The organism is Streptomyces sp. NPDC002817, assembly GCF_053592055.1.
The window spans coordinates 92,585-108,462 of sequence record NZ_JBSFUY010000028.1 but is presented as its reverse complement, the minus strand read 5'-3'; the positions used below and the strand labels follow the sequence as shown (position 1 = coordinate 108,462).

The 15,878-nt window shown below is 72.1% G+C and carries 15 protein-coding genes; 7 read left to right on the top strand and 8 right to left on the bottom strand.

The window, feature by feature from the left end:
* Positions 1-28: 28 nt before the first annotated feature.
* Positions 29-739, bottom strand: coding sequence for a type 1 glutamine amidotransferase (locus ACWD3I_RS37125; protein WP_365396661.1), 711 nt, complete (start codon positions 737-739; stop codon positions 29-31).
* A 115-nt stretch (positions 740-854) separates the two neighbouring features.
* On the opposite strand from ACWD3I_RS37125, the gene ACWD3I_RS37120 reads away from it, so the two are divergent.
* Entirely contained in the window at positions 855-2,345 is a 1,491-nt protein-coding gene (locus tag ACWD3I_RS37120; protein WP_365396663.1) for an aldehyde dehydrogenase, read from the top strand.
* The gene (locus tag ACWD3I_RS37115; protein WP_365396666.1) at positions 2,342-3,037 is read left to right on the top strand and encodes a gamma-glutamyl-gamma-aminobutyrate hydrolase family protein; all 696 of its coding nucleotides are present in this window, start codon (positions 2,342-2,344) and stop codon (positions 3,035-3,037) included. Before ACWD3I_RS37120 ends, ACWD3I_RS37115 begins: the two co-directional genes overlap by 4 nt.
* A gap of 8 nt (positions 3,038-3,045) precedes the next feature.
* Here ACWD3I_RS37115 and ACWD3I_RS37110 read toward each other — a convergent pair whose 3' ends face one another.
* Together ACWD3I_RS37110 and ACWD3I_RS37105 are read right to left on the bottom strand one after the other, a co-directional pair.
* Positions 3,046-3,750 (bottom strand): response regulator transcription factor, encoded by a 705-nt coding sequence (locus ACWD3I_RS37110; protein WP_365396669.1) that lies wholly within the window; start codon positions 3,748-3,750, stop codon positions 3,046-3,048.
* Entirely contained in the window at positions 3,747-4,598 is an 852-nt protein-coding gene (locus ACWD3I_RS37105) for a sensor histidine kinase (protein WP_365396671.1), read from the bottom strand. Before ACWD3I_RS37105 ends, ACWD3I_RS37110 begins: the two co-directional genes overlap by 4 nt.
* 140 nt (positions 4,599-4,738) lie before the next feature.
* Here ACWD3I_RS37105 and ACWD3I_RS37100 point away from each other — a divergent pair, with 140 nt between their 5' ends.
* Together ACWD3I_RS37100 and ACWD3I_RS37095 are read left to right on the top strand one after the other, a co-directional pair.
* Positions 4,739-5,446 carry an ABC transporter ATP-binding protein gene (locus tag ACWD3I_RS37100; RefSeq protein WP_266884122.1) on the top strand — a complete coding sequence of 236 codons (708 nt, stop codon included), beginning with the start codon at positions 4,739-4,741 and terminating at the stop codon, positions 5,444-5,446.
* Positions 5,443-7,755, top strand: coding sequence for an ABC transporter permease (locus ACWD3I_RS37095; protein WP_365396674.1), 2,313 nt, complete (start codon positions 5,443-5,445; stop codon positions 7,753-7,755). The genes ACWD3I_RS37100 and ACWD3I_RS37095 overlap by 4 nt, the downstream gene beginning before the upstream one ends.
* A gap of 16 nt (positions 7,756-7,771) precedes the next feature.
* Here the strand turns inward: ACWD3I_RS37095 and ACWD3I_RS37090 are convergent, their stop codons facing one another.
* On the bottom strand, positions 7,772-8,509 hold the full coding sequence (locus ACWD3I_RS37090) for a hypothetical protein (RefSeq protein WP_365396677.1): 738 nt from the start codon (positions 8,507-8,509) through the stop codon (positions 7,772-7,774).
* 247 nt (positions 8,510-8,756) lie between these two features.
* Here ACWD3I_RS37090 and ACWD3I_RS37085 point away from each other — a divergent pair, with 247 nt between their 5' ends.
* Positions 8,757-9,020 (top strand): GlsB/YeaQ/YmgE family stress response membrane protein, encoded by a 264-nt coding sequence (locus ACWD3I_RS37085; protein ID WP_365396680.1) that lies wholly within the window; start codon positions 8,757-8,759, stop codon positions 9,018-9,020.
* 107 nt (positions 9,021-9,127) lie between these two features.
* Here ACWD3I_RS37085 and ACWD3I_RS37080 read toward each other — a convergent pair whose 3' ends face one another.
* From ACWD3I_RS37080 to ACWD3I_RS37070, 3 genes are read right to left on the bottom strand one after another with little or no spacing between them, the layout of a single operon-like run.
* Positions 9,128-10,165 (bottom strand): zinc-dependent alcohol dehydrogenase, encoded by a 1,038-nt coding sequence (locus tag ACWD3I_RS37080; protein WP_365396683.1) that lies wholly within the window; start codon positions 10,163-10,165, stop codon positions 9,128-9,130.
* Between the two features lie 10 nt (positions 10,166-10,175).
* Entirely contained in the window at positions 10,176-11,036 is an 861-nt protein-coding gene (locus tag ACWD3I_RS37075) for a fumarylacetoacetate hydrolase family protein (protein WP_365396686.1), read from the bottom strand.
* A gap of 28 nt (positions 11,037-11,064) precedes the next feature.
* Positions 11,065-11,883 carry an IclR family transcriptional regulator gene (locus tag ACWD3I_RS37070; RefSeq protein ID WP_365396689.1) on the bottom strand — a complete coding sequence of 273 codons (819 nt, stop codon included), beginning with the start codon at positions 11,881-11,883 and terminating at the stop codon, positions 11,065-11,067.
* A 47-nt stretch (positions 11,884-11,930) separates the two neighbouring features.
* Here ACWD3I_RS37070 and ACWD3I_RS37065 point away from each other — a divergent pair, with 47 nt between their 5' ends.
* Complete coding sequence (locus ACWD3I_RS37065; protein WP_365396692.1) at positions 11,931-13,646, top strand: IlvD/Edd family dehydratase; 1,716 nt, start codon at positions 11,931-11,933, stop codon at positions 13,644-13,646.
* Positions 13,647-13,684: 38 nt separating this feature from the next.
* On the opposite strand, the gene ACWD3I_RS37060 is transcribed toward ACWD3I_RS37065, so the two are convergent.
* Positions 13,685-14,647, bottom strand: coding sequence for a helix-turn-helix domain-containing protein (locus ACWD3I_RS37060; RefSeq protein WP_365396694.1), 963 nt, complete (start codon positions 14,645-14,647; stop codon positions 13,685-13,687).
* 102 nt (positions 14,648-14,749) lie between these two features.
* Here ACWD3I_RS37060 and ACWD3I_RS37055 point away from each other — a divergent pair, with 102 nt between their 5' ends.
* Positions 14,750-15,781 (top strand): saccharopine dehydrogenase family protein, encoded by a 1,032-nt coding sequence (locus tag ACWD3I_RS37055; RefSeq protein WP_365396697.1) that lies wholly within the window; start codon positions 14,750-14,752, stop codon positions 15,779-15,781.
* Positions 15,782-15,878: the final 97 nt, after the last annotated feature.

Here is a 15,878-nt window from a genome sequence, read left to right as displayed (position 1 = left end):
TACCCGATCCACGGTCCGCGCGACGACCTCAGCCGGCCGCGCCCGCCACCCGGGCGAGGAAGCCGTCGACCAGCCGCCGGGCGCCCGCCCGCGCGGCCGGCTCCAACACCCGGCTGCGGGCCAGGAGTTCCTCCGGGTCCCTTCCATGTCGTACGCACTGCTCCGCGCCGCCGTTGTCCAGCCAGCCACGCACCGTCCCGGTGGTGATCTCCGGATGGAACTGCACTCCCAGGCTGCGCCCGACCCGGAACGCCTGCGCGCACACCGGGTTGCGTGCCACCTCCACGGCCCCGGGCGGCAGCAGGCAGCGGTCGTGGTGCCACTGGAACCAAGGGCCGCGCCCCACCAGGGAGGGATCGTCCGTCTCCACCTCCACCCAGCCGATCTCCGAGCGCGGTGACGCCTCGACCGAACCCCCGAGCGCGGTGGTGAGCGCCTGTGCGCCGAAGCAGATGCCGAGCACCGGGACACCGAGGTGGTGGGCCTTGCGCAGCAGGGCGAGTTCGCCGCCGATCCAGCTGCCTATGGCGTCCTCGTCGTACACCGACCACGGCGCGCCCAGGGACACGATCAGGTCCCAGTCGTCCGCGTCGGGGAAGTCGAAGGGCACGTCCGGGGCGTGGTGGCGCGATTCCGGTACGACGGTCAGGACCGTGAGGTCGTATCCGCGCTCGGTCAGCCGCGCGCCGACCTCGCCGGGTTCCGTGAGGTGTTCGTGCCGGACGACGAGTGCGCGCACGGTGTGCTCCTTCCCCGGTCCCCGCGGACCTGCCGGATCGATCCCGTGAGCCCTTGTGGAGGCTCCGCGGCCATCATATCGTTTGGAGTCAAATAATTACTCTGGAGGTCACCGCATGCCGGCCATCACCCACGAGGAATGGCAGCGCCGCGCCAAGTCCCTGGACCTGTCCGGCGCGCATCACATCGACGGCGCCGACGAGGCCGGATCGGGGGCGGCCTTCGCCGCCGTCTCGCCCCGCGACGGCCAGGTCCTGACCCGGGTCGCCGACGGGGGTGTCGCCGAGGTGGACGCGGCCGTGGCGGCCGCCCGCCGCGCCTTCGACACCGGCCCGTGGCCGCGCCTGGCACCCGCCGAGCGGGGCCGGATGCTGATCCGGATCGCCGATCTGCTCCAGGAGCGACGCGAGGAACTGGCACTCACCGTCAGCCTGGAGATGGGCAAGCCCATCACCGACGCCCATGAGATCGAACTGCGCGCCGTCATCAACACCTTCCGCTGGTACGGGCAGTTGGCCGACAAGCTGACCGACGAGTCCCCGCACACCGCGCCCGACGCCCTCGCTCTGGTCACCCGGGAGCCGGCCGGGGTCGTCGGCGCGGTCGTGCCCTGGAACTTCCCGCTCACACTGGCCGGTTGGAAGGTCGCCCCGGCACTGGCGGCCGGCTGCACGGTCGTCCTGAAGCCCTCGGAGAACTCCCCGCTCTCCGCCCTGTTGCTGGCCCGGATCGCGACCGAGGCCGGACTGCCGCCCGGCGTGCTCAACGTCGTCAACGGCGACGGCCCCGTCACCGGCCGCGCCCTCGGCCTCCACCCCGACGTCGACGTCCTCGCCTTCACCGGTTCCACCGCGGTGGGCCGCCACTTCCTGCACTACGCCGCCGACTCCAACCTCAAGCGCGTCTGGCTCGAACTCGGCGGGAAGTCACCCAACATCATCCTTCCCGACGCCCCCGACCTGGAGAAGGCCGCCGCCACCGCGGCCTGGGGCATCTTCTTCAACCAGGGCGAGATGTGCACCGCCCCGTCCCGGCTGCTGGTGCACTCCTCGATCGCCGAACGCGTCACCGAGGCGATCGTGGCCCGGGCCCGGGAACTGCGGGTCGGCGACCCGCTCGATCCGGCGACCGAGATGGGCGCGCTGGTGGGCGAGAGCCACCTGGAGCGCGTCCTCGACCACATCGGCACCGGCCTCGACGAGGGCGCACGGCTGCGCACCGGCGGCGCACGCACCCTGACCGACACAGGCGGCAGCTATCTGGCGCCCACAGTCTTCGACGGGGTGGATCCCGGCATGCGGCTGGCCCGCGAGGAGATCTTCGGCCCGGTGCTCTCCGTCCTCACCTTCGACGACCTGGACGAGGCCGTACGACTGGCCAACGCCACCGAGTACGGCCTCGCGGCCGGCCTGTGGACCTCCGACCTGTCCACCGCCCACCAGGTCTCCCGCGCCCTCAGGGCGGGCACGGTCTGGGTCAACTGCTACGAGGAGGGAGACCTCACCGTCCCCTTCGGCGGCATGAAGCAGTCCGGCAACGGCCGCGACAAGTCCGTCCACGCCATCGAGAAGTACACCGAACTGAAGACCACCTGGATCCAGCTGTGAGCCGACCCCTGATAGCGATCCCCGCCCGCTTCTCCGCCACCACCTCCGCCCTGCGATACGCCGCCGAGGTCAATGCCCGCGCCCTGATCGAGGCCGTCTGGCGGGCCGGCGGCGAACCGGCGGGCATCCACCCCGCCGCCACGGACGTGGCCGAGCGCCTCACCCGCTTCGACGGCGTCCTGCTCCCGGGCGGCGGAGACCTCGCCCCGCACCGCTACGGGGCACGAGGAGTCCACGACAGCGTCTACGACGTGGACGAGGTGCAGGACGCCTTCGACCTCGAAGTCGCCCGGCACACAGTGGACCTGGGCCTGCCCCTGCTCGCGGTCTGCCGCGGCCTCCAGGTCGTCAACGTCGCCCTCGGCGGCACCCTGGAGCAGGACATGGGCGGCCCCGACGGCGAACACCGGCACGTCGTCCACCCGGTGGCCGTCCAGCGGGGCACCCTGCTGGAGCGGGCCACGTGGGTGCAGAAGGTGGAGGCGTCCTGCTACCACCACCAGCGCGTCGACCGCCTCGGTGCGGGACTGGCGGTCACCGCACGCGCCGCCGACGGCACCGTGGAAGGACTCGAACTCCCCCGCGCGCAGGGGTGGTTCACCGCCGTCCAGTGGCACCCCGAGGACACCGCCCACGAGGACCCCGCCCAACAGGGCCTCTTCGACGCCCTCGTACGAGCCGCCCGCCAGTGACACGGGGTTTACCGGCCGGAGGACCCGCCCGTGTCGGCGCCGCCCGGTCTGACCAGCCCGGTCTCGTACGCCAGCACGACGGCCTGGGCGCGGTCGCGCAGGGTCAGCTTGGCGAAGATGCGGGCCACATGGGACTTCACCGTGGCTTCGCTGAGGGTCAGTTCGGCGGCGAGCTCGGTGTTGGACAGGCCGCGGCCCAGCAGCGCCAGGACCTCCAGCTCGCGGGGTGTCAGGGCCGAGAGGTCGGCGGGTACGGCGGGGGAGTGCGCGGCGCTCGAGGCGAAGCGCTCGACCAGACGTCGGGTGATGGACGGGGCCAGCAGGGCGTCACCCGTGTCGACCAGCCGTACGGCCGCCGCCAGGTGCTCGGGAGTGACGTCCTTCAGCAGGAAGCCGCTGGCCCCGAGCGACAGCGCCGTATAGACGTAGCGGTCCAGGTCGAAGGTGGTCAGGATCAGCACCCGGCACTCCGGCGCCTGACGGAGGATCAGGCGGGTGGCCTCCAGGCCGTCCATCACCGGCATACGGATGTCCATCAGGACGACGTCGGGCTTCAGTTCGCGTGCCCTCGCGACCGCCTCCGCGCCGTCGGCCGCCTCGCCGACCACGTCGATGCCGCGCGCGGTCAGGATCAGCCGGAAGCCGGTCCGGATCAGTGTCTGGTCGTCGGCGACGAGCACCCGGGGCGCCCGCCCGTCCGGGGCCGCCGTCACGACGGGTCCAGAGGGATGCGCGCCCGGACCCGGTAGCCGCCCCCGAGCCGACGCCTGGCGTCCAGGTCGCCGCCGTACACCGCGACCCGCTCGCGCAGGCCCAGCAGTCCGCGGCCGGTGCCCTCCCGGTGTCCTCGCGTCGTCCGTGCGGGCGGGGCGCCGGTCAGCACGCTCGGGCCGGTGTTGAGCACCTCCACGCGCAGCGCGTGGTCGGCGTAGCGCACGGTCACCTCGGCCTTGCCGCCGTCACCGTGCCGGAGCGCGTTGGTCAGCGCCTCCTGGACGATGCGGTACGCGGTCACGTCGATGCCCTGCGGGAGCGGGCGCGGTTCCCCGGAGACGCGGACCTCGACGGGCAGCCCCGCGAAGGAGACACGGTCCACCAGTTGACCCAGACGGTCGAGGCCGGGCTGGGGGGACAGGTCCGCAACGGCGTCCGCCGGGGTGTCCTCGTCCGTGTCCTCGCCGCTCTGCGAAGGTGCCAACAGCCCCAGGAGATGCCGTAGATCGGTCATCGCGCCCCGCCCCGCGTCCTCCACGGCCCGCAGAGCCGTCACGGCCTCGTCCGGCATCGTGGCCAGCACCTCGCGGGCCGCCCCGGCCTGGACCACCATGAGGCTGACGTTGTGACTGACGATGTCGTGCAACTCGCGGGCGATACGGTCGCGTTCGGCCGCGACGGCGGCCTGCGAGGCGCTCTCGCGCTCCCGCTCCAGCAGCCAGCCGCGTTCCCCGACGGCCGCCTGCCAGCGCCGCCGCATACGCACCAGCGCCACGGTCAGACACAGCACGGCCGCGCACGCCGCTCCCAACGCCGCTGTCAGCCCGTCCGGTTCCCATTCCCCCACGGAAGTCACCATGGCAGACGATCACCGGGTCCGCATCGGCCTGGGGATGCAGGAGCCTGCATCCCCAGGATGAAGTGGGCGCCGAGGTGCCATCCGAGGAGGGATGTCGCGGCCCCGGTCCGGCGCCTAGCGTCCTGTGCATGGTTACCGAGGTCAGCAGCACAGAGGCCGTCGTACGACTCGACGGTGTGCGCAAGGAGTACGGCGAGACGACGGCACTGGACGGAGTGTCGCTGGAGATCCGGGCGGGGGAGGCCGTCGCGGTGATGGGGCCCTCGGGGTGCGGCAAGTCCACCCTGCTCAACATGATCGCCGGCCTCGACCGGCCGACCGGCGGCACCGTCGTCGTCCACGGGGAGAACGTGGGGGAGTTGAGCGAGAAGGGGCTCGCCCTGTACCGGCGCCGCCGTATCGGCATGATCTTCCAGTTCTTCAATCTGATCGACGACCTGTCGGCCCTCGACAACGTCGCCCTGGCCGCCCAGCTGACCGGCACCCCGGCCCGGCAGGCCCGCCGCCGTGCGCTGGAACTCTTCGACGAACTCGGCATCGCCGACCGCCGCAACGCCTACCCGGCGGTCCTCAGCGGCGGCGAGCGCCAACGTGTCGCCGTGGCACGGGCGTTGATGAACCGCCCCGCCCTGCTGCTCGCCGACGAGCCGACCGGCGCCCTGGACAGCCGCTCCGGGGAACAGGTGATGGACCTGCTGCTCGACCTCAACCAGATCGGCCAGACGCTGATCCTCGTCACCCACGACGAACACCTCGCCCGGCGCTGCGCCAGCAGGCTCGTGGAAGTGGCCGACGGCCGGCTCACCGGCGAGCACACCCTGGAGCCGTCGGCATGAGGGCCGTGTGGCGCGCCGCGCGCGCGGCAGTACGGCGGCGCCGACTCCAGACCCTCGTCATCGCCCTGGTGACCCTCACCTCGACGGCGGCCATCGTGGTGGCGCTCGGTCTGGTCGACGCTGCCTCCGCCCCGTTCGACAAGGCCTTCGACAAGCAGCGCGGCCCGCATGTCGTCGCCGCCTTCGACCCCGCCCGGGCGACGAACGCGCAACTCGCGCAGGCGGCCCACCGACCGGGCGTGACGGCCGCCGCCGGACCGTTTGCCCAAGCCACGGTCGAGCTGCCGCGGGAGAGCATGAACTACGGGCTCGGCAGCGAGCTCACCGTCGTGGGCCGCGCCGACCCCGCAGGACCGGTGGACCGGCTGAACGTGTGGGCGGGACGCTGGGCCACCGAGCCCGGTGAGATCGTCATCAACCGGGACCCGAACTGGTCGGCGGACGACCTGGGCAAGCAGCTGAAGGTGCCCGAGGGCCCCACCCTGACCATCGTCGGGATGGCATTCGATCTGAGCCGCACCGCGCACGCCTGGGTCGCACCCGAGCAGATCGGGGCGCTGCACCCCACGGCCACCCAGATGCTGTTCCGCTTCACGGACGCCTCCTCGGAGAACCGGCTCCGCGAGCAGCTGGCCACCGCGACCGCAGGGCTCCCGGCGGACGCGCTGACCGCCTCGCGGTCCTCTCTCACCCTCAAGGACAGGATCGGGAGTTCGGCCCGCGCCTACGCCCCCTACCTGATGGCCTTCGGCATCCTCGGCATCGTGGTGGCCGTGCTCATCGTCGCCAACGTGGTCAGCGGCGCGGTGATCTCCGGGTTCCGGCACATCGGTGTGCTCAAGGCGATCGGTTTCACGCCGGGGCAGGTCGTCGCCGTCTACCTCACGATGATCTCCGTACCCGCCGTCCTCGGCTGCGCGCTGGGCACCCTCGCGGGCAACCTGGCGGCGCGGCCCTTCTTCGAGTTCGTCTTCTCCGGGCCCGACGCCGGTGTGTTCCACGACAGTGCCTCGATCGCGCCCTGGCTGAACGTCCTCGCCCTGCTGGGCATGCCCGCCGTATGTCTGCTCGCCGCACTCGCCCCCGCCGCGCGCGCACACCGGCTGCCCGCGGCGCGGGCGATCAGTGCGGGCAGCGCGCCCCGCGCCGGCCGGGCCCTGCGCATCCAGCGCAGACTGGCGGGCAGCGCACTGCCGCGCTCGGTGAGCCTGGGGTTGGGGCTGCCGTTCGCCCGGCCGGGGCGCAGCGCGCTCACGCTCGCCGCCGTCATCCTCGGCGTGACCACCGTGACGTTCGCGACCGGCCTGGCCACCACGATGGACCGGTTCGGGAACGCGGGCCGGGACGCCTACCAGGTCACGGTCTACGTCGGTGCCTTCAAGGACGGCAAGGAGATCCAGCCGCGACACGACGATCTCGAACTGCAGTCGCTCCTGCACGCACTGCCCGGCGCACGCGAGGTCACCGCCCGGGCGGATGTCGAGGTCCGAGCGGCGGCCTCCGGGGACACCGTGTGGCTCGAAGCCCGTCGGGGGGATCGGCCGCGACTGGACAGCGTGCTCACCCAGGGCCGGTGGACGCGGCACGCGGGGGAGATCGTCGCCGGCTCGGCCTTCCTGCGCAAGAACGCTCTGCGCGTCGGCGACCGGCTGCGACTGGAGAAGGGCGGCCGGGGCGAAAGGGTGCTCGTCGTCGGGGAGTTCATGGAGAGCAACGCCCGGCTGGTCGTCGCCGACTTGGCGACCTTCACGGCCCTGGCCCCCAAGGAGAAGCCGATCGCCTACCACGTCAAGCTCCGCGAGGGTGCCGACCCGGCCGCCTACGCCCGCGCTGCCCGAGCCGCCGACGCCGGGGTCAACCCGACCGTGCAGGGCTCCAATGCCGTCACCCAGACCATCGTCGGCTCCGCGACGGCACTCACCCTGATGCTCGCCGTGGTCGCGTCCCTCGGCGTCTTCAACACCGTCGTCCTCAACACCCGCGACCGCCGCCGCGACCTGGGCATGCTCAAATCCATCGGCATGACACCACGCCAGGTCACGGTGATGACCGTGACGTCGATGGCGGTACTCGGCGCCCTCGGCTCCCTCCTCGGCATCCCGCTCGGCATCGTGGGCCACCACCTGGTGGTGCCGCGCATGGCGGACGCGGTCGACATCACCCTGCCCTCGTACATGACGGACGTCTGGCACGCCCCGGCCCTGACCGGCCTCGCCCTCGCGGGCCTCGCGATAGCGGTCCTGGGCGCGTTCGTCCCGGCACGCCGGGCGGCCCGCCTGACGGTCGCGGAGGTGCTGCACAACGAGTGAGACGGCGGCAGGTCGGTCACCTCGGGCGCATCAGGTCGAGGTCCGCTCCCCAGGCGTCCAGCACCGCCCCGTGCCCGGCCTGCCGGGCCGCCGACTCGACGCGGGTGAAGAGGCGGCGTTGCAGGGTCACGTCGCCGGTCCGCGCGATGCGGTCCACGGTGTCGAGGAGCAGGCCGGTGTCCCAGCCGGGCAGCGGACGGCGGGCGAGTTCCCACTCCAGATACTTGTTGTAGGGACGGGGGCGGCGGTCGAGGGCGAAGAGCAGCTCCAGCAGGAACCGCACGCTGTCGGCGGCGTCGAGTCGGGCGGCGAGGCCGTGGCCGTCGCGCGCGTTCTTGACGGACCGGTAGAGGGAGTTGGCATAGGCGTCGAGCCAGTCACCGGCGTCCCGGTATGCCTCGTCGGGGTCCAGGCGTGCCTTGTCGGCCAGGATCCGGGCGATGCCGCCGTCCAGCCGGTCGAGCACGACCTGGGCGCGGGCGAGGGCGTAGCGCTCGAAGCCGGGCATGCCGGCTGTGCGGAACGCGGTGAGCGGGATGACGACGAGATCGAGCCCGGTGGTGCGGTAGCCCTGGAACCGGGTGAGATCCGTGGTCGCGGCATCGGCGAGAACGACGTACAGGTCGTGGTCGGAGTGCTCGGTGACCATGCCCTCATGGGCGCGGGAGCCCTTGAGGACCAGGCCGACGACGGCGGGGTCGGCGAGGGCGAGCGTCACGAAGGAGTCGTAGGTGAGGGAGTGTCGAGCGGTCATGGGGTGATCTCCAGGAAGGCCGGCGGCATGGGTGTGGGGGCGGCCCCGCAGCCGGGGCGCCCGTACCGTCCGCGGCGGCACTCGGCCGCCGCCCGGGAGATCAGCGCACAGCCGGACGGTATGCCTTGACCGGCCCTGTCCGCAGCCGATTTCGCGTCCGATCGGGAAGCCGTGAAAGGGATCTGCGTGGCATCGACTCGAACGGGCACTCGCATGTCACCAACGAGTGAGGGGTGGCAAACCGCTCATGGAGATTTCAGGCGTCATCAGCGCGATCGTGATCGGCATCGTGATCGGTGTGCTCGGCCGGCTCGTCATTCCCGGTCGTCAGCGCATCGGCATCCTGTGGACGATCGTGGTCGGCATCGTCGCCGCGTTCATCGGAACCGGCATCGCCTCAGGCCTGGACGTCGCCGACACCGAGGGCGTCGACTGGGTCGAGTGGCTCATCCAGATCGCCCTCGCGGCCATCGGCGTCGCCGCGATCAGCAAGGTGAAACTGCGCCGTTGAAGGAAGGTGTAGGAAGGGCTCCGCCGACCGTCTGCCGCGCACGGTGAGGGGCCGCACTCGCGACGGGTGCGGCCCCTCACGGTGACGGGATGTTCATGCCGTGCGCGTCACCGGTGATGCGGCGACGTGAGGCCGTACCGAGGGTCGACGTGGATCTTCGGACCCGGCCCGGCACCCGCCGGACGCTCCCCGGCGAGCACCGGTCCGACCTCGTCGAGCCCCACGGTCGCGGCGACCAGCGGCCCGGGGTCCACCGACCTCTCGGCGTAGGCCTTGATCGTCGCGTCGAGCCCGGGGGAGGCGGACAGGACGCCCACGGCCGTCACGTCCTTGAGGAGGAGCGTGCGATGGTCGAGGCGGGCGGGTTCGCCGGCCAGCCCGATGTAGACGACGCGGCCCGCCGGCTCGACCAACTCCAGGGCGCGGTTGGGGAGATGGGGAGCGGTCGAGGCGTCCACGACCGAGTCGAACGGCAGGTCCGGCACGGTCCCTTCCGTCCATACGTGCGCGAAGCCCAGGTCGCGGGCGAAGGCGAGGGAGCTGTCGGTGACCCCCATCAGGTGCACCTCGGCACCGGCGGCCCGCAGGAACATCGCGACCAGCAGCCCGATCGTCCCCGGGCCCAGCACGAGGGCCCGGTCACCGGCGCGCGGCGCGGCGGCCTGTGCGGCGCGCAGGGCGTTTCCGCCCGGCTCCACGAGCGCTCCGAGTACGGCGTCGACGGAGTCGGGCAGGGCGTGCAACGAGGATGCGGGAACGGCGAGTCGCTCCGCCAGCGCCCCGGCCCGGGCCCCGCGGATGCCGACCTCCTGCCGCTTCTCGCAGACATGCCCGCGGCCCAGGAGACAGCGACGACAGGTGCCGCAGCCGAGCATCGTGTCGCCCATGACCCGGCGTCCCAGCCAGCCGGGGTCGACGCCGTCGCCGAGCACCGAGACCCGGCCGGACCACTCGTGGCCGAGGCGCATCGGATAGGCGGCGTGTCCCTGATGGAGATAGGCCATCTCACCGGTGAAGAACTCCACATCGGTACCGCACACGCCGACCCGCTCGACGTCGACGACGACCTCACCGGGTCCGGCCACCGGCGCCGGGAGGTCCTGGACCTCGTAGGTGCCGGGACCGGTCAGTACGAAAGCGCGCATCGAGATCCGTTCACCGGGGCCCGAGCACATGCTGGCGCTGCGTGCCGAGTTGCTTGATGCCCAGCTCCATCACGTCACCCGGCTGGAGATAGACGGGCGGGGTGAGGCCCATGCCGACGCCGGGCGGGGTGCCGGTGTTGATGAGGTCGCCGGGTTCCAGGACGAGGAACTGGCTGAGGTAGTGGACGATGAAGTAGGGGTCGAAGACCATCGTCTTGGTGCTGCCGGTCTGCCGCCGCACCCCGTTGACATCCAGCCACATGTCCAGCGCGAGGACGTCATCGATCTCGTCGGCCGTGGCCAGCCACGGTCCCGCCGGGTTGAAGGTCTCCGCGGACTTGCCCTTGGCCCACTGCCCGCCGCGCTCCAGCTGGAAGCCGCGCTCGCTGACGTCGTTGACGACCACATACCCGGCGATGGCGTCGCGCGCCTCCGCCACCGAGTCCAGGTAGCCCGTGCGCCGGCCGATCACGATGCCGAGCTCCACCTCCCAGTCGGTCTTGGTGGAACCGCGCGGGATGCGCACGTCGTCGTGGGGCCCGATCAGCGTGTTGGGCGACTTGGTGAACAGGATGGGCTCGTCGGGCACGGCCATGCCGCTCTCGGCGGCGTGGTCACGGTAGTTGAGCCCGATGCACAGGATCTGGTGCGGACGTGCGACGGGGGCGCCGACGCGCTCCCCGGCGAAGCGGGACACCTGCCCCGCCGCCGTCCGCTCGGCCACGACGGGACGGATGCGGTCCAGGCCGCCCGAACCGAAGAACGTCTCGTCGAAGTCGCTGACGACGTCGGAGAGGTCGACGTACGTCTCGTCGTCGACGCGGGCGACGGGCTTCTCGGCGCCGGGGGCACCGATGCGCATGAGGTACACGGGGCTGTCTCCAGGGGTGGTGGGGGCTTCAGCCGTTCGGCTCGTTCAGCAGGGCACGGATCTCGTCGAGCGCGTCGACCAGGGAGGCGAGCGGCGTCCGGTAGGCCAGCGCGCTGATGCTCACGGCTCCGGAGGGGGCCGTCGGGGAGGTGAGATAGACCGGCAGGGCAAGGCAGTTGACCCCGGTCTCGTTCTCCTGGTCGTCGACGCCGTATCCGCGCTCCCGTGTGGCCGCGAGTTCACGGTGCAGTTCGGCCGCCGCGCACAGACTCCGGGGCGTACGGCGGTCCAGGCCGTCAGAGTCCCCGACCCACGCCTCGACCTCCTCCAGGGACGTCAACTCCCGCGCGAGCAGCAGCTTTCCGACGGCCGTGGTGTGAGCGGGGTTGCGCCCGCCGATCGTCGACGTGAGCCGTACGGCACCGGTGGGCGGGTCGACCTTGGCACGGTAGACGACCTCATGGCCGTCGAGCACCGCGTAGTGCGCCGTCTCACCGAACCGGCCCGCCAGCGCGTCGAGCACGGGCCGGACCCGGACATGATCGGGCCGTGCCTCGTGGTGGGCGAACGCCATGCGCAGGAACTCGTCCCCCAGCATGTAGCGGCCGCGCGGGTCCTGGTCGGCGAGCCCCGCCCGCCGCAGTGCCCCCAGCGCCCGGTGCACGGTCGGCTTGGGGCTGCCCATCACCCGGGTCAGCTCCTCCAGCCCCACGCCCCCGGGATGGCGGGCGAGCTCCTTGAGGACCGCGAGCACCCGGTCCGAACCCACAAGCCGACTGCCGTCGACACCGGTTGCGCCGTCCGTGCCGGGGTCTGTCGGTCCGTCGTACGTCTGCGTAGGCTTCATCGCGTTCCGAACAGTAGACCGCCGTACCGACTATTGGAAGGGACTCCATGGTGAGGCTCCGCAGCGCACAGTGGTACGCGGGTCAGGACCGCAACGGCTACATCCACCGGGCGTGGATGCGCCGGGGCGTGCCCGCCGACGCCTTCACCGGGCGGCCCCAGATCGCCATTGCCAACACCGCCTCGGACCTGACCCCCTGCAACGCACACCTCGACGAGGTCGCGGCCTCTGTGCGCAACGGCGTCTACGAGGCGGGCGGCATCCCGCTGGACCTGCCGGTCGTGTCGCTCGGCGAGACGAACGTGCGGCCGACCGCGATGCTCTGGCGCAACATGGCCGCGATGGCCACGGAGGAGATGCTGCGGGCCAACCCCCTGGACGGCGTGGTCCTGTTGGGCGGCTGCGACAAGACGATCCCGTCGCTGCTCATGGCCGCCGCCTCGGTGGACCTGCCCGCGGTCGTGGTCCCCGGCGGCCCGATGCTCAACGGCACCTTCCGCGGCAGCCTGCTGGGCTGCGGCACCGGGGTGTGGCAGCTGTCGGAGGAGGTCCGGGCGGGCACGCTCTCCCAGGAGCAGTTCACCCGCTCCGAGTCCTCGATGATCCGCAGCCGGGGACACTGCAACACCATGGGCACCGCGTCGACGATGGCACTGGTCGCCGAGGCGCTGGGCACGGTACTGCCCGGCGTGGCCGGCACCCCCGCCCCCGACAGCCGCCTCCTGGAGGCCGCGCACCACACCGGACGGCTGGCCGTGGACATGGTCGCCGCCGACCGGCGGCCGGGCACCTTCCTGACCAAGGGGTCCTTCCACAACGCGATCGTGGCGCTGGCCGCGGTGGGTGGCTCGACCAACGCGGTCGTCCATCTCCTCGCGATCGCCGGCCGGTTGGGCATCGACCTGACCCTCGACGACTTCGACCGCATCGGCTCACGCGTCCCCGTCCTGGTGGACCTCCAGCCCGCCGGCCGCTTCCTCATGGAGGACTTCCACCGCGCCGGCGGACTCCTCGCCGTCCTGCGCGAAGTCCGCGACCTGCTCGACCCCGACGCGCTGACCGTCACCGGCGAACCCCTGGTCGGCTTCCTCGACGACGCCACCGTCTGGGACGCCGAAGTCATCCGCCCCCGCGCCGAACCACTCGTCGCCGAGGGCGGTATCGCCGTCCTGCGCGGCAACCTCGCCCCCGACGGCGCCCTCGTCAAACCCGCCGCCGCCTCCCCGCACCTGCTGCGCCATCGCGGCCGCGCCGTCGTCTTCGACTCCATCGAGGACTTCCACGCCCGCGTCGACGACCCCGACCTGGACGTCGACGCCGACTCCGTCCTCGTGCTGCGCGGCTGCGGACCCAAGGGCTACCCGGGCATGCCCGAGGTCTCCAACATGCCGCTGCCGAAGAAACTCCTCGAACAGGGCGTCCGCGACATGGTCCGCGTCTGCGACGGCCGGATGAGCGGCACGGCGTACGGCACGGTCGTCCTGCATGTGGCCCCGGAAGCGGCGGCGGGCGGTCCGCTGGGGCTGGTGCGCACGGGCGACTTCATCACCCTCGACGTCGAGGCCCGCCGTATCGACGTCGACGTACCGGCCGACGAACTCGCCGACCGCAAGCCCGACCGGGCCACGGTCGACGGTTTCGCCGCACCCCGACGCGGCTGGGAGCGGCTCTACGTCGACCACGTCCTCCAGGCCGACACCGGGGCCGACCTCGACTTCCTGGTCGGCTCCAGCGGGTCCGAGGTCAGTCGCGAGTCACATTGAGCGGGCGCCCCCGGACCCGTCGCCGGCCTCGACCGACGTCACGCGACGGCGTCCCCCGCGTCGGACCGTGCCCGGAAGGTGCGGCGGTAGGTGTCCGGGGGCACGCCGATCGTGCGGTTGAAGTGGCGGCGCAGGGTCGTGGCGGTGCCCATGCCGGTGGCGGTCGCGATGGCGTCGACGCTGTCGTCGGTGGCTTCCAGCAACTCCTGGGCGCGGCGGATCCGTTGGGTCAGCAGCCACTGGAGCGGGGTGGTGCCGGTCGTCTCCCGGAACCGGCGGCCCAGGTGGCGTGAGCTCATCCGTGCCTGACGGGCCAGGTCCTCCACGGTCAGCGGTCGGTCGAGCCGCTCGACGACCCAGGGGAGCAGCGCGCCGAGCGGATGGTCGTCGCGGGTCGGCACCGGGGCGGCGACGAACTGCGCCTGGCCGCCCGCCCGGTGCGGTGGCACCACCAGACGGCGGGCGACGGTGTTGGCGACGGTCGAGCCGTGGTCCAGCCGGACCAGATGCAGGCACAGGTCCATCGCCGCGGCCTTTCCGGCGGAGGTGAGCACGCTGCCGTTGTCGACGTAGAGCACGTCCGGGTCGACCTCCACCTTCGGATAGCAGGCGGACAGCACCTCGGTGTGCGCCCAGTGCGTGGTCGCACGCTTCCCGTCCAGCAGGCCGGCGGCGGCCAGCACGAAGGCTCCGGTGCACAGGGAGGCCACGCGCGCTCCGGCCTCGTGGGCCGCCCGCACCGCGTCGACCAGTGCGGCGGGCGGATCCACGTCGATGTCCGCCCAGCCGGGGACGATCACGGTGTCGGCCCGGGCCAGATGCTCGAGACGGTGGTCGGGCTCCAGCAGGAACCGGCCGACCCTGACGGCCCGCGACCCGCAGACGACCACGTCGTACCAGGGGACGGTCACCTGGTCCGGGCGGGAGCCGAACACCTCGTAGGCCATGGACAGTTCGAAATGCAGCATCCCGTCGGTGACGGCCAGAGCGACAGAGGTCATGTCCGAAAGTGTACGGGGCACGTCGTTCCAGACACTCACGCCGAGGCACCCGTTCTCGCGAGGATGTTCTCAACAGACCGAACGACAACGGGGAGAGAAACCATGGGATCGACTCAGACGGTGACGGTGTACGGCGCGTACGGGCACACCGGACGTTTCGTGGTGGCACACCTGCTGGAGCGGGGGTTCGTCCCGGTGCTCTCCGGCCGTGACGCCGCCAAGCTGCGGGAGCTGGCCGCCGCCTTCCCCGGGCTCGAGGTCCGGCCCGCGTCCGTCGACGACACCGCCGCCCTCGACCGTGCCCTGGCCGGCGCGGACGCCGTGATCAACAGCGCGGGCCCCTTCGCGACCACCGCGGCCCGCGTGATCGAGGCGGCCCTGCGCGCCGGGATCCCCTACGTGGACGTGGCCGCCGAGATCGAGGCCAACGTCGACACCTTCACCGACTTCACGGACCGCGCCCGGGCGGCGAGAGCCGTGATCGTCCCCGCGATGGCCTTCTACGGTGGCCTCGGCGACCTCCTGGCCACCGCCGCGATGGGCGACTGGACGACGGCCGACGAGGCGCACATCGCCTACGGGCTGAGCAGTTGGCACCCCACCGCCGGGACACGGGCCGCGGGCGCGGTCTCCCACGGCCGGCGGGGCGGACAGCGCGTGCGCTACACGAAGGGGCGGCTGGCGTACCACGACGACCAGCCGACGGTTCTGAAGTGGCACTTCCCCGAGCCGATGGGCATCCGGGACGTCATGGGGGAGTTCACGATGGCCGACGTCGTCACCATCCCCAGCCATCTGTCCATCCCCGAGGTGAGCACCCACATGGCGAGCGAGGCGGCCAGGGAACTCGCCGCGTCCGACACACCGGCACCGACCGCGACCGACGACGGCGGACGTTCCGACCAGACCTTCCTCGTCGACGCCGTCGTACGCTCCGGCGACATCGAACGCCGCGCCGTGGCCAGGGGCCGGGACATCTACGCCGTCACCGCACCGCTCGCGGTCGAGGCGGTCCACCGCATCCTCACCGGACGGACCAGGACGGTCGGGGTCGCCTCCGCCGGCGAGATCTTCGACGCGCCCGACTTCCTTCGTGCACTGTCGCCGCACATCTCCGTCGAGCTGCGTCCGTAGCGGCTGGGCGACCGGAACTGGGGCCACGAGCACGGAAGTTGATGTGCGAAGCTGTCCCCACCGTGGCGGCGAGCGGGCCGTGGCGGGCGTCGGGAGG